The sequence below is a fragment of the Martelella sp. AMO21009 genome (assembly GCF_053484295.1).
Genome location: NZ_JBAKFR010000032.1, coordinates 13,754 through 36,514 on the forward strand (window position 1 = coordinate 13,754; position 22,761 = coordinate 36,514).

General features: G+C 61.7%; 21 protein-coding genes and 1 tRNA gene. 6 read left to right on the forward strand and 16 right to left on the reverse strand.

Going from position 1 to position 22,761, the window contains the following annotated elements; translation table 11 throughout:
- Positions 1-159: 159 nt before the first annotated feature.
- The 11 genes from rpoB to V6766_RS21750 form a co-directional block, all read right to left on the reverse strand.
- Complete coding sequence (rpoB, locus tag V6766_RS21700; protein WP_448470111.1) at positions 160-4,299, reverse strand: DNA-directed RNA polymerase subunit beta; 4,140 nt, start codon at positions 4,297-4,299, stop codon at positions 160-162.
- Between the two features lie 192 nt (positions 4,300-4,491).
- On the reverse strand, positions 4,492-4,872 hold the full coding sequence (rplL, locus tag V6766_RS21705) for a 50S ribosomal protein L7/L12 (protein ID WP_448470113.1): 381 nt from the start codon (positions 4,870-4,872) through the stop codon (positions 4,492-4,494).
- A 63-nt stretch (positions 4,873-4,935) separates the two neighbouring features.
- Entirely contained in the window at positions 4,936-5,454 is a 519-nt protein-coding gene (gene rplJ / locus V6766_RS21710; RefSeq protein ID WP_448427385.1) for a 50S ribosomal protein L10, read from the reverse strand.
- Between the two features lie 349 nt (positions 5,455-5,803).
- A complete protein-coding gene (gene rplA / locus V6766_RS21715; protein ID WP_448470115.1) occupies positions 5,804-6,499 on the reverse strand; it encodes a 50S ribosomal protein L1 in 696 nt (231 codons plus the stop codon).
- A 5-nt stretch (positions 6,500-6,504) separates the two neighbouring features.
- Complete coding sequence (rplK, locus tag V6766_RS21720) at positions 6,505-6,933, reverse strand: 50S ribosomal protein L11 (protein WP_018065629.1); 429 nt, start codon at positions 6,931-6,933, stop codon at positions 6,505-6,507.
- A gap of 142 nt (positions 6,934-7,075) precedes the next feature.
- Complete coding sequence (nusG, locus tag V6766_RS21725) at positions 7,076-7,606, reverse strand: transcription termination/antitermination protein NusG (RefSeq protein ID WP_180900957.1); 531 nt, start codon at positions 7,604-7,606, stop codon at positions 7,076-7,078.
- Between the two features lie 17 nt (positions 7,607-7,623).
- Positions 7,624-7,824: a preprotein translocase subunit SecE gene (gene secE, locus V6766_RS21730; RefSeq protein WP_026173618.1), complete on the reverse strand. Its 201-nt coding sequence runs from the start codon at positions 7,822-7,824 to the stop codon at positions 7,624-7,626.
- Positions 7,825-7,991: 167 nt separating this feature from the next.
- Positions 7,992-8,067 (reverse strand) — tRNA-Trp (locus tag V6766_RS21735).
- A 173-nt stretch (positions 8,068-8,240) separates the two neighbouring features.
- Positions 8,241-10,754, reverse strand: coding sequence for a GcvT family protein (locus tag V6766_RS21740; RefSeq protein WP_448470117.1), 2,514 nt, complete (start codon positions 10,752-10,754; stop codon positions 8,241-8,243).
- 309 nt (positions 10,755-11,063) lie between these two features.
- The gene (locus V6766_RS21745) at positions 11,064-13,697 is read right to left on the reverse strand and encodes a mechanosensitive ion channel domain-containing protein (protein ID WP_448470119.1); all 2,634 of its coding nucleotides are present in this window, start codon (positions 13,695-13,697) and stop codon (positions 11,064-11,066) included.
- A gap of 94 nt (positions 13,698-13,791) precedes the next feature.
- A complete protein-coding gene (locus V6766_RS21750) occupies positions 13,792-14,373 on the reverse strand; it encodes a DUF924 family protein (RefSeq protein ID WP_448470121.1) in 582 nt (193 codons plus the stop codon).
- Between the two features lie 100 nt (positions 14,374-14,473).
- On the opposite strand from V6766_RS21750, the gene V6766_RS21755 reads away from it, so the two are divergent.
- Entirely contained in the window at positions 14,474-15,547 is a 1,074-nt protein-coding gene (locus V6766_RS21755; protein ID WP_448470123.1) for an AI-2E family transporter, read from the forward strand.
- Positions 15,548-15,551: 4 nt separating this feature from the next.
- On the opposite strand, the gene V6766_RS21760 is transcribed toward V6766_RS21755, so the two are convergent.
- The gene (locus V6766_RS21760; RefSeq protein WP_448470125.1) at positions 15,552-15,923 is read right to left on the reverse strand and encodes a gamma-butyrobetaine hydroxylase-like domain-containing protein; all 372 of its coding nucleotides are present in this window, start codon (positions 15,921-15,923) and stop codon (positions 15,552-15,554) included.
- Positions 15,924-16,065: 142 nt separating this feature from the next.
- Between V6766_RS21760 and moaA the strand changes: the two genes are divergently transcribed.
- The 4 genes from moaA (at position 16,066) to V6766_RS21780 (ending at position 19,579) form a co-directional block, all read left to right on the forward strand.
- On the forward strand, positions 16,066-17,058 hold the full coding sequence (gene moaA / locus V6766_RS21765) for a GTP 3',8-cyclase MoaA (RefSeq protein WP_448470153.1): 993 nt from the start codon (positions 16,066-16,068) through the stop codon (positions 17,056-17,058).
- A 78-nt stretch (positions 17,059-17,136) separates the two neighbouring features.
- Positions 17,137-18,090 carry a DMT family transporter gene (locus tag V6766_RS21770; RefSeq protein WP_448470127.1) on the forward strand — a complete coding sequence of 318 codons (954 nt, stop codon included), beginning with the start codon at positions 17,137-17,139 and terminating at the stop codon, positions 18,088-18,090.
- Positions 18,087-18,692 (forward strand): molybdenum cofactor guanylyltransferase MobA, encoded by a 606-nt coding sequence (mobA, locus tag V6766_RS21775; RefSeq protein WP_448470129.1) that lies wholly within the window; start codon positions 18,087-18,089, stop codon positions 18,690-18,692. The genes V6766_RS21770 and mobA overlap by 4 nt, the downstream gene beginning before the upstream one ends.
- A 65-nt stretch (positions 18,693-18,757) precedes the next feature.
- On the forward strand, positions 18,758-19,579 hold the full coding sequence (locus V6766_RS21780; RefSeq protein WP_448470131.1) for a methyltransferase domain-containing protein: 822 nt from the start codon (positions 18,758-18,760) through the stop codon (positions 19,577-19,579).
- On the opposite strand, the gene yidD is transcribed toward V6766_RS21780, so the two are convergent.
- Both yidD and V6766_RS21790 read right to left on the reverse strand, forming a co-directional pair.
- Positions 19,567-19,899 (reverse strand): membrane protein insertion efficiency factor YidD, encoded by a 333-nt coding sequence (gene yidD, locus V6766_RS21785; protein ID WP_448470133.1) that lies wholly within the window; start codon positions 19,897-19,899, stop codon positions 19,567-19,569. The two genes, V6766_RS21780 and yidD, sit on opposite strands and share 13 nt — an antisense overlap.
- Positions 19,892-20,350 (reverse strand): iron-sulfur cluster assembly scaffold protein, encoded by a 459-nt coding sequence (locus V6766_RS21790; RefSeq protein ID WP_448470135.1) that lies wholly within the window; start codon positions 20,348-20,350, stop codon positions 19,892-19,894. Before V6766_RS21790 ends, yidD begins: the two co-directional genes overlap by 8 nt.
- Before the next feature lie 135 nt (positions 20,351-20,485).
- Here V6766_RS21790 and hisI point away from each other — a divergent pair, with 135 nt between their 5' ends.
- Positions 20,486-20,935 (forward strand): phosphoribosyl-AMP cyclohydrolase, encoded by a 450-nt coding sequence (gene hisI / locus V6766_RS21795; RefSeq protein WP_448470137.1) that lies wholly within the window; start codon positions 20,486-20,488, stop codon positions 20,933-20,935.
- Positions 20,936-21,306: 371 nt separating this feature from the next.
- On the opposite strand, the gene V6766_RS21800 is transcribed toward hisI, so the two are convergent.
- Together V6766_RS21800 and V6766_RS21805 are read right to left on the reverse strand one after the other, a co-directional pair.
- Positions 21,307-21,741: a CBS domain-containing protein gene (locus V6766_RS21800; RefSeq protein WP_448470139.1), complete on the reverse strand. Its 435-nt coding sequence runs from the start codon at positions 21,739-21,741 to the stop codon at positions 21,307-21,309.
- Between the two features lie 106 nt (positions 21,742-21,847).
- On the reverse strand, positions 21,848-22,579 hold the full coding sequence (locus V6766_RS21805; RefSeq protein WP_448470141.1) for a rhomboid family intramembrane serine protease: 732 nt from the start codon (positions 22,577-22,579) through the stop codon (positions 21,848-21,850).
- Positions 22,580-22,761 lie beyond the last annotated feature (182 nt).

The following is a 22,761-nucleotide window of genomic DNA, read 5'->3' on the forward strand; positions in this document are numbered from 1 at the left end:
TGGCAGTCGATCCGGTCAAAACCCCGATACCGGATGACCTGCCTTTAAAACGGTTGTGGCCGCGAAATGCGGCGAAACTGACACTTGAAGCTTACTTTATAAGCATCGAGCGCCGGCGACGCGCCCGCCCTTTCAAAGGGGGCGCGTCGGCTCTCATCCTTATTCCGCGGCGTCCGGAAGCTCGACGTCGGGCTGTGGCTCCTCGGCGGAGTTCTCCAGTTCGACCGAAAGTCCGAGCGAGCGCATTTCCTTGACGAGAACGTTGAAGCTCTCCGGAATACCGGCTTCAAACGTATCATCGCCGCGGACGATGGCTTCATAGACCTTGGTACGACCGGCAACGTCATCCGACTTCACGGTCAGCATTTCCTGCAGCGTGTAGGCGGCGCCGTAGGCTTCGAGCGCCCAGACCTCCATTTCGCCGAAGCGCTGGCCGCCGAACTGCGCCTTGCCGCCCAGCGGCTGCTGGGTCACGAGCGAGTACGGACCGATCGAGCGTGCATGGATCTTGTCGTCAACCAGATGGTTGAGCTTGATCATGTACATGTAGCCGACCGTAACCTTGCGGTCGAACTGCTCGCCGGTACGGCCGTCGTAAAGCACCGACTGGCCGGACGGGTCGAAGCCCGCGCGCGACAGCATCTCGGACACGTCGCCTTCATGCGCACCGTCGAAGACCGGCGTTGCGATCGAGACGCCGCGCTTGGCTTCTTCCGCCAGACGCACGAGACCGTCGTCGTCGAAATACTCGACCTCGTTGCGGGCTTCGGAAGCGTAGACCTCGGTCAGCGTTTCCTTCAGCGGCGCAATGTCGTTGGTCTCCTTGTAGGCTTCCAGCATCTCGCCGATGCGCTTGCCCATGCCGGCACAACCCCAGGCCAGATGCGTTTCCAGAATCTGGCCGACATTCATGCGGCTCGGAACGCCAAGCGGGTTCAGCACGACATCGACATGGGTTCCGTCTTCCAGGAACGGCATGTCTTCGGCGGGCAGGATGCGGGAGACCACACCCTTGTTGCCGTGGCGGCCTGCCATCTTGTCGCCGGGCTGGATCTTGCGCTTAACAGCCACGAAGACCTTGACCATCTTCATCACGCCCGGAGGCATTTCGTCGCCGCGCTGGACCTTTTCGACCTTGTCCATGAAGCGCTGTTCAAGGCGGTTCTTGGATTCGTCGTACTGGCCGCGGAGCGCTTCCAGTTCGCCCTGAAGGTTCTCGTCCTCGACGGCGAACATCCACCACTGCGAACGCGGATAGGCGTTGATGACCTCATCGGTCAGCACGGCGCCCTTCTTGAAGCCCTTCGGGCCTGCAATCGAGGTCTGGTCGCGCAGCATGTCGGCAAGACGCGCATAGACGTTGCGGTCCAGAATGGCCTGCTCGTCGTCACGGTCCTTGGCGAGGCGTTCGATTTCCTCACGCTCGATCGCCATGGCGCGCTCGTCCTTCTCGACGCCGTGACGGTTGAAGACGCGGACTTCAACCACGGTACCGAAAGTGCCGGGCGGCATGCGCATCGAGGTGTCGCGAACGTCCGAAGCCTTTTCGCCGAAGATGGCGCGCAGAAGCTTTTCTTCCGGCGTCATCGGGCTTTCGCCCTTCGGCGTAATCTTGCCGACGAGAATGTCGCCCGGATGCACTTCGGCGCCGATATAGACGATGCCGGCCTCATCGAGGTTCTTCAGCGCTTCTTCCGAAACGTTCGGAATGTCGCGGGTGATTTCTTCCGGACCGAGCTTGGTGTCGCGGGCCATGACCTCGAATTCTTCCAGATGGATCGAGGTGAAGACGTCATCCGAAACGATCCGCTCGGAAAGCAGGATCGAGTCCTCGTAGTTATAGCCGTTCCAGGGCATGAACGCGACGAGCGCGTTGCGGCCGAGCGCCAGGTCGCCAAGGTCCGTCGACGGACCGTCAGCGATGATGTCGCCCTTGTTCAGAACGTCGCCGACGCGGACCAGCGGACGCTGGTTGACGCAGGTGTTCTGGTTCGAACGCTGGAACTTCATCAGCCGGTAGATATCAACGCCCGACTTCGACGCATCAAGGTCTTCCGTGGCGCGGATAACGATACGGGTCGCATCCACCTGATCGACGATACCGCCGCGCTTGGCGGCGATCGCAGCGCCCGAGTCACGGGCAACGATCGGCTCCATGCCGGTGCCGACGAACGGCGCCTCGGCTCTGAGAAGCGGCACGGCCTGACGCTGCATGTTCGAGCCCATCAGCGCGCGGTTGGCGTCGTCGTTTTCCAGGAACGGAATAAGAGCGGCGGCAACGGAGACGAGCTGCTTAGGCGAAACGTCCATCAGGTTGATGTTTTCGCGCGGGGCCAGCATGACTTCGCCGGCGTGACGGCAGACGACGAATTCTTCAACGAAGCTGCCGTCATCATTCATCACCGAGTTGGCCTGGGCGATATAATACTTCGCCTCTTCCATGGCCGACAGATAGATCACCTCGTCGGTGAGCTTGCCGTCCTCGGAAATCTTGCGGTACGGGCTTTCGATGAAGCCGTACTTGTTGACGCGGGCGAAGGTCGCGAGCGAGTTGATAAGACCGATGTTCGGGCCTTCCGGCGTCTCGATCGGGCAGATACGGCCGTAATGGGTCGGATGCACGTCGCGGACTTCGAAGCCCGCGCGTTCACGCGTCAGACCGCCCGGACCCAGCGCCGAAAGACGACGCTTGTGGGTGATTTCCGACAGCGGGTTGATCTGGTCCATGAACTGCGACAGCTGCGAGGAGCCGAAGAACTCGCGCACGGCGGCAGCCGCCGGCTTGGCGTTGATCAGGTCCTGCGGCATCACGGTGTCGATCTCGATCGAGGACATACGTTCCTTGATCGCGCGCTCCATGCGCAGAAGACCCAGACGATACTGGTTCTCCATCAGCTCACCAACAGAACGGACGCGACGGTTGCCGAGATTGTCGATGTCGTCGATCTCGCCCTTGCCGTCGCGCAGGTCCACCAGCGTCTTGACGACGGCCAGAATGTCTTCCTTGCGCAGCACGCGCATCGTGTCCGGCGCATCGAGATCGAGACGCATGTTCATCTTGACGCGGCCAACGGCCGACAGGTCATAGCGCTCGGCATCGAAGAACAGCGAATTGAACATCGCTTCGGCCGATTCCATCGTCGGCGGCTCGCCCGGACGCATCACGCGATAGATATCGAACAGCGCGTCCTGACGGTTCTCGTTCTTGTCGGCAACCAGCGTGTTGCGGATATACGCGCCGACATTGACGTGGTCGATGTTGAGGATCGCGATCTCGTCGATGCCCTGATCGATGATGCCGGCCAGGTTCTTCTCATCCAGCTCTTCGCCGGCCTCGAGATAGATTTCGCCGGTTTCCATGTTGACGAGATCTTCGGCAAGGAAAGTGCCGTAAAGCTCTTCATCGGTGACCTTGAGCGCCTTGAGGCCGCCTTCCGACAGCTTCTTCAGCATGCGGGGCGTCAGCTTCTTGCCGGCTTCGACCACGACTTCGCCGCTATCGGCGTCGATAAGGTCGGAGACGGCCTTCTGGCCGCGCAGACGCTCGGGCGCGAACGGCACTTTCCAGCCGTCGCCGTCACGCTCATAGGTGGCCTTCTCATAGAAGGTCTCGAGGATTTCCTCGGTATCCATGCCAAGCGCCATCAAGAGCGACGTCGCAGGAATCTTGCGGCGGCGGTCGATACGGGCGTGGACGATGTCCTTGGCGTCGAATTCGATATCGAGCCAGGAACCGCGATAGGGGATCACGCGGGCGGCAAACAGCAGCTTGCCCGACGAATGGCTCTTGCCCTTGTCGTGGTCGAAGAAAACGCCCGGCGAACGGTGCATCTGCGAAACGATGACACGCTCGGTGCCGTTGACGATGAAGGTCGCGTTGTTGGTCATCAGCGGCATGTCGCCCATATAGACCGACTGCTCCTTGATGTCCTTGATCGACTTTGCGCCCGTGTCCTCGTCGATATCGAACACGATAAGACGCAGCTTCACCTTCAGCGGCGCGGCATAGGTCAGGTCGCGCTGGCGGCATTCCTCGACGTCGAACTTCGGCTGTTCGAACTCGTAAGACACGAATTCGAGCATCGAAGCTCCGGAGAAATCGGTCATCGGGAAGACGGATTTGAAAACCGCCTGCAGCCCCTCGTCGGGACGTCCGCCCTTGGGCTCGTCAACCATGAGGAACTGGTCATAGGAGGCCTTCTGAACCTCGATAAGGTTCGGCATCTCCGCGACTTCCGGGATCTTTCCGAAAAACTTGCGTACGCGCCTGCGACCGTTAAAGGAAAGGGTCTGAGCCATTCAGGTAGCTCCTTCAATCTGCATCCGGGCCTGCAACAGACGGTCACCGATGGCCAATTGGCTCCGTCGTCATTTAAGGGTCTTCTTGAGAACCCATTACCCAAAGGCCCGAAATGGGACTTTGGGTAATGGTTTCGCATCATTTGTCATTGCACGGGCGGGCGATGCCGCCCGTGCAACAAAAAGCAAAGCTTACTTGAGCTCGACCTTGGCGCCAGCTGCTTCCAGCTTGCCCTTGAGCTCTTCGGCTTCGGCCTTGGAAACGGCTTCCTTGACCGGCTTCGGAGCGCCTTCGACGAGGTCCTTGGCTTCCTTGAGGCCGAGACCGGTGATGGCGCGGACTTCCTTGATGACGCCGATCTTGTTGCCGCCGGCTTCCGCCAGGATGACATCAAATTCGGTCTTTTCTTCAGCGGCGGCGGCATCGCCACCGGCAGCGCCGCCGGCAGCAGCAACGGCCACCGGTGCAGCGGCGGAAACGCCCCACTTTTCTTCGAGCATCTTGGAAAGCTCAGCGGCTTCGAGAACCGTCAGCTCAGAGAGTTCTTCTACGATTTTGGCGAGATCAGCCATGTTCATATTCCTTCAGTGTTGGTTCGAACTGGTTCGAAATTTTGTAAACAGCGAAAAACCGCATCAGGCGGCTTCGTCCTTCGTGGCGTAGGCGTTGAGCACGCGCGCAAGCTGGCTTGCGGGTGCCGAAGCAATCGTCGCGATGCGGGTAGCCGGGGTCTGGATCATACCAACCAGCTTCGCACGCAGCTCGTCCAGCGAAGGCATCGTCGCAAGCGACTTCACACCTTCCGCGTCGAGCACGGTTGCCCCCATGGCGCCGCCGATGACAACGAGCTTGTCGTTGGTCTTGGCGAAGTCCATGCAGACCTTCGGAGCCGTCACCGGGTCATCGCAAAATGCGATGAGCGTCTGACCTTTGAAAAGGTCGGACATTCCCTCGGACTCCGTACCCTGAAGGGCAATTTTGGCCAGGCGGTTCTTCGCGACTCTGACAGTGCCGCCCGCTTCACGCATCTTCGAACGAAAATCGTTCATCTGCGCAACGGTGACACCGGCATAGTGGGCCACGACAACCGAACCGGAAGCCTTGAAGACTTCGTTCAGTTCCGTGACGAATTCGCGTTTTTCCGCTCTTTCCACTGCCTATCTCCAGTTGACAGGACCATTTTCGGACCTGTCGGTTTGCCTTTGCCGCAAGGGGCTTCTTGTTTATATCCAAGATCCCAAGCGACGCTCGAGGATCCTGCCCCCATCGGCGCGCGATTTCTCAAGCGCCTAGGCACAACCAGGTTCGAACCAGTTAAACCGCCAAAGGTGACTTGCGTCGCCAACGGAAAAATTGGTCTCACCCGTCTCATGCAGGCATGAATTAAGGTTGCCCACCTGCAATCTCGGACAGGAAACCGGGTTTTATCCCGGGTTTTTCCGGGCCCTGGAGCCCGGAAACTTGTCACCGGAAGATCACCTCCGGAAATTCTGTATTACGCGCTCAGGCGTTGACCGACGAGAAGTCGATCTTGACGCCGGGGCCCATGGTCGACGACAGCGCCAGGCGCTTGACGTAGTTGCCCTTGGCGCCAGCCGGCTTTGCCTTGACGACGGCATCGGCGAAGGCGCGAATGTTTTCTTCGAGCGCCTTGGCGTCGAACGAGGCCTTGCCGACGCCGGCGTGAACGATGCCGGCCTTCTCGACGCGGAACTCGACAGCGCCGCCCTTGGAAGCTTCGACAGCCGCCTTGACGTCCATCGTGACGGTGCCAACCTTCGGGTTCGGCATCATGCCGCGCGGGCCGAGCACCTTGCCGAGACGGCCGACGAGCGGCATCATGTCCGGCGTGGCGATGCAACGATCGAAATCGATGTTGCCGCCCTGGACGGCTTCGACCAGGTCTTCCGCGCCAACGACGTCGGCGCCGGCTTCCTTGGCTTCATCGGCCTTGGCGCCGCGGGCGAAAACGGCAACGCGAACGCTACGGCCCGTGCCGTTCGGCAGATTGACGACGCCGCGGACCATCTGGTCGGCGTGGCGCGGATCGACGCCGAGGTTCATCGCGATCTCGATGGTTTCGTCGAACTTCGCGGTGGCGCGTTCCTTGACCATCTGCACCGCTTCGGACAGGGCGTAGAGCTTGTTGACGTCGACGCCTTCGCGGGTCTTCTGAATACGCTTTGCAATCTTGGTCATGGCAATCAACCCGTCACTTCCAGGCCCATGGCGCGGGCGGAGCCCTCGACCATGCGCATTGCGCCTTCGATATCGGCGGCGTTCAGATCGCTCATCTTGGCTTCCGCGATCTTGCGGACCTGTTCAGAGGTGATCTTGCCGGCCGATGCGCGGCCCGGAGTCTTCGAACCGGACTTCAGCTTTGCTTCCCGCTTCAGGAAGTAGGAAACCGGCGGCTGCTTCATCACGAAGGTGAAGGACTTGTCCTGGAAATAGGTGATGATGACCGGGATCGGCATACCCTTTTCCATTTCCTGCGAGGCGGCGTTGAACGCCTTGCAGAATTCCATGATATTGATGCCACGCTGACCAAGCGCGGGACCGATCGGCGGGGACGGATTTGCCGAACCTGCCGGGACCTGCAGCTTGAGCTGGCCTGCAACTTTCTTAGCCATTACTCTGCCTTTCACGTTGTGGACCGGAACCCCGGCCCGACTGCCGGCCTATGCCGGCGGCTGCGGTTGCGTGGTGCGAACCTCCGGGCGCCGGCTAAGCGCCCCGTTCTTCCACGCGCAATGCCCCCGAAGGGGCAAAACTTCAAACTTTCTCGACCTGAGCGTATTCCAGCTCGACCGGGGTGGCGCGGCCGAAGATCGAAACCTCGACCTTCAGGCGGGCGCGCTCCTCATCGACATCCTGCACGACGCCGTTGAACGACGCGAACGGACCATCGGAAACCCGAACCTGCTCGCCGATCTCGAAAAGCACGGTCGCCTTCGGGCGCTCGACGCCTTCCTGTACCTGGCCGAGAATATGCTCGGCCTCGGAATCGGGAATCGGAACCGGCTTCTGGTCGCTGCCGAGGAAGCCCGTCACGCGGGGCGTATTCTTGATAAGGTGAAACACCTCATCATTGAGCTCGGCCCTTACCAGCACATAGCCGGGAAAGAACTTGCGCTCAGAATCGACCTTGCGGCCGCGACGCACCTCGACGACCTTTTCGGTCGGTACGAGAATGCGGTCGAAATACTGGTCGAGACCCTTCTGGCGGGCCTTCTCCTCGATCGCCTCTGCCACCTTCTTTTCGAAGTTGGAATAAGCATGAACGATATACCAACGCATAGCCATCTGCTTCCCCTTCCCGATCAGGCGCCGAGATTGAGGATGAAATTCATCAACAAGCTCATCAACTGGTCCGCAGCAAAAAAGAAAAACGCCGCGATCACGACCATCACGATAACCATGAGGGTCGAAATCACAGTTTCGCGCCGGGAAGGCCAAACGACTTTGGCCGTCTCAGCGCGCACTTGCTGCAGAAACGTGAATGGATTGGTTTTAGATGCCATAAATGCCCACGCCTTTACGGCACGTAAAGCGGAAGATCCAGCTCCACGCGCCGCGAGTCTGTTTTTCACTACATATCATCGTTTTTCGTTGACACAAGAGAAAAACGTATTTTTGTTTTCACATTCACGCGAGCCGGCCACTGATTTGCGCTTCCGATCAAGCGTGCTGGCAGGGGCAGAGGGGCTCGAACCCCCGACCTGCGGTTTTGGAGACCGCCGCTCTACCAACTGAGCTATACCCCTTCATCCTCCGCAAGCGACAGGCGTTTCCGCGCGCCAGCATCAGACATGGCGCTCATTTACGGATATGACGCGCGCTTTGCAAGGGTGTTTTTGATGAATGCCGGTGAAGATTGCGCAATACGTCCCTTTGCCTGGTTGATGGTGGATGGTGGAGAAGCGAGGGTGCAGCTTGTCTACGCCCGCAACGCCTCGTTTTCGGGATCGAACGGGCTTTCCTCCACGACGGTCGCGTCGTAAAGATCGCCGAGAATCCTGATCTTCAGCTTCGTTCCGGGTGCCGCATAGTCCGGCTTCAGCATGGCGAGCGCGATCGACTTACCGATGCGCCAACCGAAACCGCCCTGGGTGGCGCGGCCGGCGAGGTTGCCGTCGCCGTCATAGATCGCTTCCGAGCCGCGGGCATCGCAATCGGTGACGCCCTCGACGATCAGGGTCGCGAACACGGCGGAAAGCCCCTCTTCCTTCTTCGACAGCAGCGCCTCCTTGCCGATGAAATCCTTCTTCGGCTTGATGAAGCGGTCGAGACCCGATTCGTAGGCGGTGTATTCGATCGTCATTTCCCGCTGCATGGCGCGGTAGGATTTTTCCAGCGCCATCGCGCCCATCGCGCGGATGCCGAACGGCTTGATGTCGAATTCGGCCCCGGCCTCCATCAGCTTGTCGAAGATGTAGGTCTGCATCGCGATCGGGTGGTGCAGCTCCCAGCCAAGTTCGCCGACGAAATTGACGCGCAGCGCATGGCAGCTTGCCGCCCCGATCGAGATCGGCTGCCCGGTGAGCCAGCCGAAATGCTCGTTTTCAAGCGAGGAACGCGTCAGCTTCTTCAGAAGATCGCGCGATTTCGGCCCGGCGACCACAAGCACGCCCATTTCCATGGTCAACGGCCGGAGCGTGACCGAGCCATCGGTCGGCGCGAGCTTCATCAAGAGGTCGTGGTCGTGGCTTTCGAGCCCTGCGCCGGAGACCAGATAGAACCGGTCGGGCGCCCACTCATAAAGCGTGAATTCCGCCCTCACCCCGCCTTCCTGGCCGAGCAGGTGGCAAAGCGCGATCCGGCCGCGCTTTTTCGGGATTGCGTTGGCGAAAATGCTGTCGAGGTAGGTACGCGCGCCCGGCCCCGAGACTTCCATCTTGGCGAACGGCGTCATGTCGAGTACGCCGACCTTTTCGTGGACGTGCTTCACCTCGTTGCCGACATGCTCGAAATAGTTCGAGCGGCGGAACGACCATTTTTCCACGATACGGCCGTCATCGAGCGGCGGCGCGTGGTTGTGGCTGGTGATCACATCGGCGCCGACGCCAAGTTCGCTCTCGTCCAGCGCATAGCCATCCGGTGCATACCAGTTGGCGCGCTCCCAGCCATAGACCGAGCCGAACACGCCGCCGAGCGCCTTGAGCCGTTCATAGACCGGCGAGGTCTTCAGCGGCCGGGCGGCGGCGCGCTCCTCGTCGGGATAATGCATGGTGAAGACATTGGCATAGGCCTCCTCGTTCTTGGCGATGAGGTAGCCTTCGGTGGCGTAGGGGCCAAAGCGGCGCGGATCGACGCCGGCGAGATCCACGGTCGGCTCGCCATTGACGATCCATTCGGCCAGCTGCCAGCCGGCGCCGCCGGCGGCGGTGATGCCGAAGGAATGGCCCTCGTTCAGCCAGAAATTCTTCAGCCCCGGTGCGGGGCCGACGATCGGGTTGCCATCCGGCGTATAGGCGATCGCACCGTTATAGACCTTCTTGATGCCGACTTCGGCAAAGGCCGGAACGCGCGCCATCGCGGTCTCGATATGCGGCATCAGCCGGTCGAGTTCCTCCTGGAACAGCTCGTATTCGCTGTCGTCTGACGGCCCATCGACATAACAGACCGGCGCGCCGGTCTCGTAAGGCCCCAGGATCAGACCGCCCGCCTCCTCGCGCATATACCAGGCGCTGTCGGATTCGCGGAGCACGCCCAGTTCCGGCAGGCCCTGTTTCTTGCGCTCCAGGATCGCCGGATGCGGCTCGGTGACGATATATTGATGCTCGACCGGAATGACGGGGATATTGAGCCCGACCATCGCGCCGGTCCGCCGCGCAAAATTGCCGGTACAGGAGATCACATGGTCCGCGGTGAACGCCTCCTTGTCGGTCTCCACATGCCAGGTGCCGTCGGCGTTCTGGCGGATTTCGGTCACCGTGGTGTTGCGCATGATCCGCGCGCCATTGTCGCGCGCGCCCTTGGCCAGCGCCTGGGTCAGATCGGCCGGCTGGATATAGCCGTCGCCGGGATGCTGGATCGCGCCGAGAAGGCCGTCGGTCTCGCAGAGCGGCCAGACTTCCTTGACTTCTTCAGGCGTCAGGAACCTGAAATCAACGCCGATGGTCTCCGCGATGCCGGAATAATAGAGATACTCATCCATCCGGTCCTTCGTCATCGCGAGCCGGATATTGGAGACCTTCGAGAAGCCGACATTGAGCCCGGTCTCTTCCTCCAGAGCGGAGTAGAGATTGACCGAATATTTGTGCAACTGGCCGACGGAATAGCTCATATTGAACAGCGGCAGCAGGCCGGCGGCATGCCAGGTCGAGCCGGAGGTCAGCTCCTTGCGCTCGATCAGAACCGCGTCCGACCAGCCCTTTTTCGCCAGATGATAAAGCGTCGATACGCCGACGACGCCGCCGCCGATCACCAGTGCCCGAGTTTTCGTTGTCATCCGTTCCGCCTCTGAGGATAGCGCCTGTGCCCGCCTTCGGCGCGTCAGTCTGATGACAAGGCTCCAATCCCTTGATGCGTCATGCTCGGGCTTGACCCGAGCATCCAGGCGACACGGAGAACGCTGCCTGGACCCTCGGGTCAAGCCCGAGGGTGACCCCAAGAAGGTGGAGTCTGTGCGCAAACTGACCCGCTCCAGACGGGCCGTTCTTCATCCGACTATGCAACGCGCGCAGCCCCGCCAACAGCCCGTTTGCGACATGCAGTCTTGTGGCCGCGACGCGCTGAAAATCATGCGCTCGTGCGCCGGTCAGCGCTCGCCGCCGTCGTCATTGCCGGCATCGGGATGATCGAAGGACGGGGCGGTTTCGCTTTCGACCGGCGCGGGCGCTGTCTTGCGCATCTGCTTGCGGATCGAGTTCGCCAGTTCGTCGTGGCGCTCCTTCTGCGGGATGATGTGCAGGTCGCGCTGGGGATAGGGAATGGTGATGCCCGCGTCACGGAAGCGCTCGAAGATCGCCACCCTTATATCGTTGCGCACGGAAATACCGTTGAAGACGTCGGCAAGATAGACGCGCAGCTCAAAATCGAGCGTCGATTCGCCGAACCCCATGAAGATCACCATCGGCTCCGGGTTTTGCAGCACCAGCGGGTGCGAGGTTCCGATATCCATCAGAATGTTCATGACGGTGCGCGGGTCGCTGTCATAGGAGACGCCGACCGCCACCTCGGAGCGCCCCATCTGGTTGTGGTGCATCCAGTTGCCGACCGAGGCATTGATCAGCTCTGAATTCGGCACGATGATCGACTGGCGCTGGAAGGTCTCGATCTCGGTCGCGCGCACCGAGATGCGCTTGACGAAGCCTTCCGTAGTGCCGGAGACGATCCAGTCGCCCACCTTGAACGGCCGCTCGGCCAGCAGAATGAGGCCGGAGACGAAGTTGGAGACGATCGTCTGCAGCCCGAAGCCGATCCCGATCGACAGCGCCGAGGCGACAAGCGCAAGGCTCGACAGATTGACCCCGGCGGCCGAAATCGCCAGCAGGCCGGCAAGCACGATGCCGAGATAGCTGATGCCGGTTTTGACCGAATTTCTGACGCCGGAATCGGCCTTGGAGCGCAGCAGCACATTATTGTCGAACCAGCCCTGGAACCAGCGGGTCCCGAGATAGCCACCGATAAACAGCAACACGCCGATCAGGATGCCGCCAAGCGAGATGGTGATCGATCCGACGGTGACGGAGGTCAGATTGTTGCCCGCCCAGAGCTTAATCTCCTCCCAGCGCACGCCCCATGACAACAGTATCAGCGGAATGCCGATAAAAAGCGTCGCCGCATAGGTCACCAGTCCGAGCACGAGCGAAATCTGGTCGCTGCGCACACTCGATATGCCGAAGCGGCTAACAAAATGCTTGCCGTAGCCGGTTCTCGCGAAACCGCCCGGCTGCGACACCGCCTGTCCGAGCAGCATGCCGAGATACATCGTTATCAGCACCCCGCCGGTCAGCACCACCTGATTGGCCGCGAGGCGGGCGAGCGCGACATAGCCGATCAGAGCCGCCAGCACTATGAAAATGCCGACAAGCCGGGTCAAAGCGGCGATGATGGAGGGAAACAGGATCTTGAACGACCGCTTCTGCGCCGTCTTGCCGCCCATCGGCGCGCGCGGCCGGATGAACGACATTGCGATCAGTATCGCGCCGATCAGCACCGAGGTCACGAGACTTCGCGCGACCTCGAGGCGCAGATCCGCATCAAGCGTATCGTTCAGGACGCCAAGCAGGATATCGATCCAGTTGATCGCGGCAAGCGCGGTGAAGGCCAGCGTCAGGTTGCGCGCCGCCGGGTTGCTGACCGGCACAAGCCGCCATTGCGGGCGAAGCGGCGTCAGCACATTGCGCGACAGCAGGAACACGAAAATGATGATGGCGGCCGAGACATAGGCCGCGCGCACGAAGCGCTCCACATCCGGCAGGAAGATGTTCAGGCTGATGAACAGGACATAGGAAACGATGAGAAAGGCAAGCAGCGCCAGGCTCGGGATCGCCGTGGTCCAGAAACTTGCCAGAAGCCGCGCCACGTAATCGGGTTCCTGCGCCTCGAAGTCGAGCTTGGTGCGCTCCAGGTAGCGGCTGGAGATGCGATAGGAAAACACCGCCGCCAGTAGCGAAAGCAACATGGCGGCCAGGAAAGGCAGCCGTTTCGCGTTCCAGATATAGTTCAGCCATCCGCCGTAAGACACCCTGAACGCCGTGATCTCGGCGCTGAGCAGACGGCTGAAATCGGAGGAGAACAGCTGCATCAGGTCGGTGTGGGCAAACAACTTTTCGGCGAATTGCTCGCGCCTTATGCGACTGATATCGGCGGACGCCTCATTGGCGGCGGTGCTCAGCTTCTGGGCCTGATCGGACAGCGCATTGATTTCCGAACGCTGGGCCAGAAGCTTGTTGCGCTCGTCCGTGGTGACCGCCGGTTCCGGGGTCTCGCCCGGCCCGGGGGCGGAGCCGAGTTCGGTAAGTTGCGCGCGCACCTCCGTCAGCCGGTCCGAGGTCGCGCTCACCGTCTTGGCAAGTTCGATCTGAAGCTGGTCCACCTCGGTCTGCAGCTTCACAAGCGCATCGGTGCCCGGCGGTTGACCGCTAAGCGCCGTTGTGACCGTCGAGAGCGTCTGCGAAAACCCGCTCAGCCGGTCCTGCATATCCTGAACGAACGGATCGGTCGGCGTCGCGTCCGCCGCCGCGGGGCTGCTTGCCTGCGGCGCTCCCGCAGCCGGCGCCGAAGAAGCATCGCTTGCGGGCGGCGTCGCGGCCTGCTGCCCCGTCGCGGGGGCGGCAGCCTGGCCGGTTTCCTGGGCATAAGCGCCCGCCGCCGGCAATGCGAAGACGAGCGCCAGCGCCAGATACAGAATGCCGAAAATCCCCGCCCTTGCGCCGCCTCGCCACATCAAACCGCTGGCCCTTTCACTTGTCCTGCACCGGTGCTCTTGACGAGCAGCGCGTCAATTTCAAGGCAGCGGACCTTGCCGCCGCCCTGTTTCGTCACTTCTGGCCCCAGCCGGTGTTTTCGTCGCTCGAAAGATAGGCCCGCTCGGCCGGCGTGGAACGGCGTTTCAGGATCGCGTTGCGGTGGGGGAACCGGCCGAATTCGGCGATCACATCACGATGGCTCTCGGCAAAGCGGGAATATTCCTCATTGCCGAGCGCCTTGAACAGCTCGACCGAGCGCTTCTGATCCTTCAGCTTTTCGGAATGTTCGAATGGCATGTAGAAGAAGGCGCGCCGGTCCGCCGGCACCGCCTGGTCCGCGCCGCTGGCAACGGCGAACTTCGCTTCCCTGAGCGCCAGCCGGTCGGTGGCAAAGGCCATCGGCGTCGCGCGGTAGATATTGCGGGGAAACTGGTCAAGCACGATAACGGCGGCAAGCTGCGCCTCGGGGGTGGCGCGCCATGGGCCGCCGATCTTCTGCGCTAAGGCCCGGTGGGTGGAGAAGAACCGGTAGAGGATGGTGCGGTCGAGCGCTGCCACGTCATCGGGCTGGAACCAGTCCTTCGGCGTCAGTTCCTCGAACCAGAATGCAAGCACCTGTTCAGGGGTCGCCGCCTCGTCGATGAATTCGCTCATGTCGCCTCTCCTCGGCTTATGCAGTTCTGCTTGCGCATGACAGACCGGGACGATACATTTTCACATAGCTCCGCTCAAGCAAGACATTTGCGAGACATATATGCATGAACCAGCCGGATCGCGGCGCGGCGTCACCGTCGTCACATCGTTGATCTTCGTGATCCTGTTGCTGCTGGCGATCCGCGGGGGGGCGGGATTTCTCAAGCCGGTAGCGCTGGCGCTGTTCATCATCGCCGTCACCTGGCCGATCAAGAATGCGCTGCAAAAGTTCATGCCGGCGCTGGCGGCGCTGGCGCTCACCGTCATTTCCACCATCGTCGTATTCGTGATCTTCGCCACGCTGGTCATCTGGGGCTTTTCCCGCGTCGCGGCCTCGTTCGTCGAAGCGGCGTGGCAGCTTCAAGCGGCCTATCAGGACGCCGTCGCCTGGTTCGACGGACAGGGGATCGCGGTCGCAAGCTCGCTTTCGGATGTCTTCAATGTCGGGCTCGTGGTTCGCACTGTCAGGCAAATTACCGGGCAGGCCAGCACCACGCTCAGCTTCTGGCTGATTGTTCTCGCTTATGTCGTGCTCGGCCTGACAGAGGTAGACAAGCTGCGCAGCAAGCTCGACGTGATCAACCAGCCCGGCTTTGCCGCCACGGCTGTGAAGATTGCCCATGAAACGGCCCGCAAATTCGGTCGCTACATGCTGGTGCGCACCGAAATGAGCGCCATCACAGGCCTGCTGTTTTGGGGCGCGGCCACCGTCACCGGGCTCGATTTCCCCATCGAATGGGGCGTAATCGCCTTTGCGCTGAACTACATCCCGTTCATCGGCTCGGTGATCGCCACCGTGTTTCCCTCGCTCTACGGCGTCATCCAGTTCGAGCATTGGGAAACGGCGCTGGTGCTGTTTGTCTCGCTCAACCTGATCCAGTTCATCATCGGCAATTATGTCGAGCCGATGGTTTCGGGATCGACGCTTTCGATCTCGCCCTTCGTGGTGGTGTTCTCGATCTTCTTCTGGACCTTCATGTGGGGCCTGTTCGGCACCTTCCTCGGCGTGCCGATCACGATCGCGCTCCTGACGGTGTGCGAGAACATTCCCTCGCTGCACTGGGTCGCCAACATTTTCGGCGGCAAGTCCAGACGAAAAGAGGTAAAGGCTTTGGCTGCGCCGCCGCAGGAGTAATGCTTCAGCGCGGACGCTCCGCCCTGTCTCGGGTCATGCCCTTCGCGGCAAGCTCCGCCTCATACTCGGCGAACATGCGCGCACCATCCTCGCCGAGTTCGCGCAGATAGGTCCAGGTATAGATCCCGCTGTCGTGCATATCATCAAAGCCGATGCGGATCGCGTAATTGCCGGCGGGCGCGACCGTCATGATCTCGACATTGCGCTTGCCCGGCACCGTCACCGCCTGGCCGGGACCATGGCCCTTGACCTCGGCTGAGGGCGAGAGCACGCGCAGCATCTCCGCCGGCAGCGCGTAACGGGCGCCATCGTCAAACGTCACGGTCAGGTTTTTGCGGTCTTTCGAGACCCTGATCTCTGTCGGAATCGATGTCAAAACCGGCTCCTTTCGCCACCATTTCACAGAGCTTTGTTTGACACCGGACTTGACGCTTGCCAACCCGAAGAACATCTTCCCGGCAAGGAGATTTTGCGTGAACAGGCATTTCAGCGAGATAGCGGACGAAAAAACCGCCCCGATGATCGACCCCTTCGGGCGCGCGATCACCTATCTGCGCGTCTCGGTGACCGACCGCTGTGATTTCCGCTGCACCTATTGCATGGCGGAAAACATGACCTTCCTGCCGAAACGCGACCTCTTGACGCTGGAAGAACTCGAACGCCTGTGCAACGCCTTCATCGACAAGGGCGTGCGCAAGCTGCGGCTCACCGGCGGCGAGCCGCTGATGCGCAAGAATGTGATGCACCTGATCGAGGCGCTCGGCCGCCGCATCGAGGATGGCGCGCTTGACGAACTGACGCTGACCACCAACGGCTCCCAGCTTTCGCGCTTCGCCGACGACCTCTATGCCGCCGGCGTGCGCCGCATCAACGTCTCGCTCGACACGCTCGACCCGCAGAAATTCCGCGAGATCACCCGCTGGGGCGATTTTCACAAGGTGATGGCGGGGCTCGAGGCCGCGCGAAAAGCCGGGCTGAAGGTCAAGCTCAACGCCGTGGCGCTCGCCGGCTTCAACGAGGCCGAGATCCCCGACCTGCTGCGCTTTGCACATGGCGAGGGCATGGACCTGACCCTGATCGAGGCCATGCCGCTCGGCGAGGTCGAGACCGACCGCTCCGCGCAATATCTGCCGCTGTCGAAGGTCCGCCGCGACCTGGCAGAGCGCTTCACGCTCACCGATATCCCGCTCGACACCGGCGGGCCGGCGCGGTTCGTCAGGGTGGCAGAGACCGGCGGCAAGCTCGGCTTCATCACCCCGCTCAGCCACAATTTTTGCGCAAGCTGCAACCGGGTGCGCCTCACCTGCACCGGCATGCTCTACATGTGCCTCGGCCAGGACGACAATGCCGATTTCCGCGCCGTGCTGCGCGACAATCCGGGTGACGACGCGACACTCCATCGCGCCATCGACAATGCCATCGCCCGCAAGCCGAAAGAGCATAATTTCGAGCTCGACGAAAAAACCTCCCGCGTCGCCGTCGCCCGCCACATGAGCATGACCGGCGGCTGAGAATTTAAAGCCTCAACGCGCTCTTCCCCCGCACTCGGTTCGGCGATATGAACCGAATGATCAAAATATGGGCGAATGATGCGTATTTCCTCAAATCTCTCCGGCGCGCTGTTCATGATCGCGGGCATGGCTAGTTTTTCGATCAACGACGCGATCGTGAAAAAGCTGACCGAGGAGATCGGCGTCGGGCAGATCATGTTCTTCCGCGGACTGATCGTCATGTTCATCGCACTGATCATCGCCTGGCGGGCGGGCGTGTTTTCGCACATGCGGGCCGTGCTGGAGCCGCGGGTTCTGATACGCAGCGCTTGCGAGCTTGTCGCCGCCATCGCCTATCTCGAAGCGCTGAAGGCGATGCCGCTTGCCAATGCGGCGGCGATCCTGCAATGCCTGCCGCTCGCCGTGACGCTTGGCGCGGCGCTGTTCATGGGCGAACCCGTCGGCTGGCGGCGGTGGAGCGCGATCATCGCCGGCTTCATCGGGGTGATGATCATCATCAAGCCGGGTCCCGCCGGCTTTGAGAGCGGCGCGCTCTACGTCGTGATCGCCATGCTTTTCGCCACCGCCCGCGACCTGCTCACCAAGGCGATCCGCACCGATGTGCCGGCGATCGTGATCACCCTGTCGACCTCCGCCCTGCTGACCATTGGCGGCGCGGGGCTCGGCACGATCGAACAGGACTGGGACCTGATGCGCTGGCCGCTCGTCGGCCTGCTCATCCTTGCGGCGGGCTTTCTGCTGATCGGCTACCAGTTCATCGTGTTCGCCGTGCGCAAGGCCGATATCTCCTATGTCGCGCCGTTCCGCTATACCGGGCTGTTGTGGTCGACCATCCTCGGCATGATCATGTTTGCGACCTATCCGGGCGTGAACGTGCTGATCGGCGGGGCGATCGTCGTGGGCGCGGGCCTCTATTCGTTCTACCGCGAGCGCCAGCGCGGCATCGAACCGCTCAGCGAAACCACCCAGCCCGGCGGCCCGCAGGGCGGCGGCCTGCTGGCGCGCGCCGAAGAGGAGGTTCTGCGCGATTGACGAAACCTGACCGCATCCCGGCCGTCATTCTCGCCGGCGGCGCCTCGCGGCGCATGGGCGAAGACAAGGCGATGCTCGCCTTCGGCAGTGGAACGCTGCTTTCTCATGCCCTCACGCGTATTTCCGCACAAAGCGCACCGGTGGTTATCAGCCGCCATAATGGGACGATGGTGGAATTCGCAGGCGCTCCCGTCGTTATCGATGACAGCGGGGAGCACGCCGGCCCGCTCTCCGGCATCCTTGCAGCGCTTCGCCATTTCGGGAACGGCCCTGCCTCCCATATCGCCTCGGTTGCCGTCGACACGCCTTTCTTCCCAACGGATTTCGTCGCCCGGCTACAGGCAGCAGTCCCCGCCCCTGATGAAATCATCGCCGCACGCTCGAACGGCCGCGTCCATCCCGTCTTCGCGCTCTGGCCGGTCGTGCTTGCCGATGACCTAGCGGCCCGGCTCGCGGACGGCAACAGAAGACTGATGGGCTTTCTGGAGCGCCATCCGCACCGGTTCGTGGATTTCGAGATGGTCGGCGATAGCGACCCGTTCTTCAACATCAACACGCCGGAAGAGCTGGAGCAGGCCCGAAAACGGCTGGGCGCGGCTTAAATCGGCTGTTGCGCCATTCCGCGACCCGGCATAGAGCGTAGGCCGAAACCCATGAGGCTGAGGCGATGGCGCGCAAGATCGACGAGAAGAAGCTGGCGAAGGCCTATAACCGGGCGCTGGCGCTGGAAAAGGAAGGCAGGCTTGCCGAGGCCGCCGAAGCCTATCGCGAAGTGCTGGCGATCGATCCGGAAGACCATGGCGGCGCTGCGGTGCGCCTTGCCGCCACCGGCTTTGGCGATACGCCGCTGAAGGCGCCGGGCGCCTATGTCGAGACCCTGTTCGACCAGCATGCCGATGATTTCGAGGATATTCTGGTGGAGCAACTCGGCTATTGCGTGCCGATGACGATCCGCCAGCGGTTCCAGGCGCTTTCACTCGGCCCATTCCGACGGATGCTGGATCTCGGCTGCGGCACGGGCCTTGGCGCGGACGCCCTTAACGATATGGCGGACGATATCACCGGCCTCGATATTTCCGAGAACATGGTCGAGATCGCCTACGAGAAAGGTCTCTACGACACGCTTTTCGTTGCCGAGGTCGAGGAGTTCCTCGAGGAAAGCGACGAAACGCCCTTCGATCTGGTGATCGCCGCCGATGTGCTGCCCTATCTCGGCATACTCGACGCGCTGTTTCAGGGCGCCGCCGCCAATATGGAGACGGGCGGCATCTTCGCCTTTTCCGCCGAGACCCTGCCGGAGGAACGGTTGAAGGGAGCGGGCTATGCCGTCGGCCCGCATCACCGCTTCGGCCACAGCCTCGCCTATATCGAGGCCCGGCTCAAGGACGCCAGCTTCGACACGGTCGAGGTCACCGATATCAATGTCCGCATGGAAAATGGTCAGCCCACGCCCGGCTATCTGGTGATCGCCCGGCTTCAGGAGGCGTGACGGCGTCCAGCCTGATAAAACCGCCATGGCGTATACCAGTGCCAGCGCGGGTCCAACTCTTCGGGAACTGGGTCGAAGCCGCAAGTGCCGCCCGGCCCACAACGCCCGACGCGAAACAGGGTGAGAAACCCGCCTGACCATAGTCCGTGGCGGGCGATCGCCTCATAGCCATATTCCGAACATGTCGGCAGATGCCGGCAGGACTGGCCGATCAGGCTTGAGAATGTGAGCTGATAGAAGCGGATCAGGCCGAGACCCAGAAGCCGGTCCGGCGTCTTCGGAAACGGCCCGCCGTAATTGCGCGAATGCCCGCTACACATCGCGCCCGGCAGCCTCGGCCAGAGCGGGGCCGCGTTCCAGCGCATCGAGCGCCTTTACGGTGGCCTCGAAGGTGAGCATCACCGAGCCGTGGCGGGCCGGATAATCCTTCACCGGCAAGAGACAGCGCATCTCGGCGAAACGTCCATCCGGCCCCTCCCCGCCTTCCTTCAGCATGGCGCGCATCTTGTCCCGGGCCTCGCGGACTTCCGCCGGCGTCGCGCCGATAACGGTCTCGGCCATGATCGCCGACGACGCCTGACCGAGCGCGCAGGCCTTCAACTCGTGGGAAAAATCGCTGACGCGGCCATCCGCGAGGTTGAGATAGACCGTCAGTTTCGAACCGCACAGCCGCGAATGCGCCGAGGCCGATGCGTCGGCATCCGGAAGAGCGCCGAGCCGGGTCACATTGCCGGCATGCTGCAATATTTTCGCGGAATAGATATCGTCCATCGGTCACCCTGCGGCGCGTCTTTTCAGTGCTTCATTCGGAAGATGGGTTTTCTGCGCTGTCGCAACAAGCCCGCAGCACACGATTGCCAAGGTTCCGATCCGGGTCTATTTAAACCGCCGGAAACGGGAAAAGCCATGCTGAATTTCGAAAAGCCGCCGCAGGACAAGGCCCTGCTCGATGAATCGCGCGACTTCACCCCGCGTTTCGATGACAACGGTCTCGTCACCGCCGTGGTCACCGACGCGCGAGACAACGCCGTGCTGATGCTCGCCCACATGAATGCCGAGGCGCTGGCGCTGACGCTCGAGACCGGCTTTGCCCATTACTACAGCCGTTCGCGCAAGGCGATCTGGAAGAAGGGCGAGACCTCCGGAAACCTTCAGCGCGTGGAGGCGGTCCTTGCCGATTGCGACCAGGACGCGGTTCTGATCAAGGTGACCATGACCGGCCACGCCGCCGCCTGCCACACCGGCCGCCGGTCGTGCTTCTACCGCTCCGCCTCGATCGAGGGCGGCAAGGCCGTGCTGACCAGCATCGACGACGACAGGGCGTTTGATCCTAAGGAAGTCTACGGCGGGAAATAGGGATTTTCGGGAGGAAGACTTCGACGTCCGCTCGTCGCGAATCTCAGTACATTGAGGCGTCCGGTTTCATCGCAACCTTGCAACCCATAATCTCCCCCCTTGAGGGCAGGGTTATCGTGTAGGGCGTAGCGGCTCGCTCCCAATATTCTCTCCCGCTTGCGGGAGAGATGCCCCGAAAGGGGCAGTGAGGGTGAAGCAGCATTTCCACATGCGAGGCGTTCGCGGGGATGGATTCCCCCCCTCACTGTCGCTTTCGCGACATCTCTCCCCTCCGGGGCGAGAAGATCGGGGGGCTATGCGACGATGCCGAATGCGATAGCCCTGCCCCAAAAGGGGAGACATTATTGGCTGAGACGCTTCCCTTCTTTCCCTCACCCGGCGATATACGACTTGATGTGCTCGGCTTCCTGCTCGACCTCGCGGATGCGGGACTTGACGACGTCGCCGATCGAGATGATTCCGGCGAGGCGGCCATCGACTTCCACCGGCACGTGGCGGAAATGGCGCTTGGTCATCACCTCCATCAATTCGTTGACGCTCACGCCCTCGTCGCAGCGATAGACATTCTCGGTCATTTCCGTCGAAACCGGATGGGAAAGACATCCCGCGCCGTGCTTGCTGATCGCGCCGACCAGGTCGCGCTCGGTGAAAATGCCGACAATGCTGTCATTTTTGCCGACGATCACGACCGCGCCGATGCGGTTTTGATGCAGGATCGTCGCGATTTCCGAAATCGACGTATCGCCCTTCGCGGTCACGACCGCGCGGCCCTTCTCGGCAAGTATCATTCTCACGGTAATGGACATCGAAACCTCCTCGTTTACGGCGCCGACGCGTGTCCGCCTCCGGCCGGCCACGCAAAGTCGAATGGTGCATGAGGTTTCAGGCGATTGCAAGAAAACCGTGACCGGCTCAGAAAACCAGGGCGCGCGGCTGCCCGACGTCGAACAGCGGGAAGGTGAGGAAACCGAACAGAAAGCCGCCGATATGAGCCTGCCAGGCGATCTCGCCGGCGCTGATGCCGGCAAAGCTGACGCCCACCGCGATCAGCAGATTGCCGGCCAGCCAGACCAGCACGAAGGCGCGCGCGGTGCGATCGCGGAACACATCGGTAATGGCCAGCCGCGGCCCGAGATGCGCCTGCGGCAAAAACCGGCCGCCGGCGAACACGAAGCGGCAGGCCGCCCCCATATAGGCCGAGACCACGCCGGACGCGCCGATCAGCACCGTGACGGCGCCCCAATCCGTGGCGGCGAAGAAGAACGCGGAAGCCGCAGCGCTCGCCACCCACAGGATCAGGAACCGCGCCGCCCCGATGCGTCGGGCGACCGGCGCGCCGAAGATCGCCAGCCAGATGGCGTTGAAAACGATATGCGTCCAGCCGCCATGCAGCAGCGAATAGGTGAGTGGCGACCACAGCCACGCCCAGCCCTGTTGAAACAGGCTGTGGGCATAGCGCACCGGCAGGAACCCGAATTCCTGCCAGATCATCACATTGGTGCGGTAGGAGAGCAGGAATTCCTGCACCAGGAAGATCGCAAAAAGCACGGCCAGCGCCCCGACCACCACCGGAGGCAGGTTTATGGCTGGCTCGCGATGCCGGTGATGGTCCATCCGGCCGCCGCCCGTACGCGGTGTCTGCATGATCGCACTCCTGTTTGCGGGTGTGATATCCGATCGACCGGGACTTGGAAAGAAGGCTTTGCATATGCGTGATTTCTTAAATAAACCACCCACATCGCCCGCGGACTTAATGGGATATTAACCCCGATTTGCGCACATTCACCGACAGCCTAGCAATGTGCTTTCCGGGCCGGTATCATCCG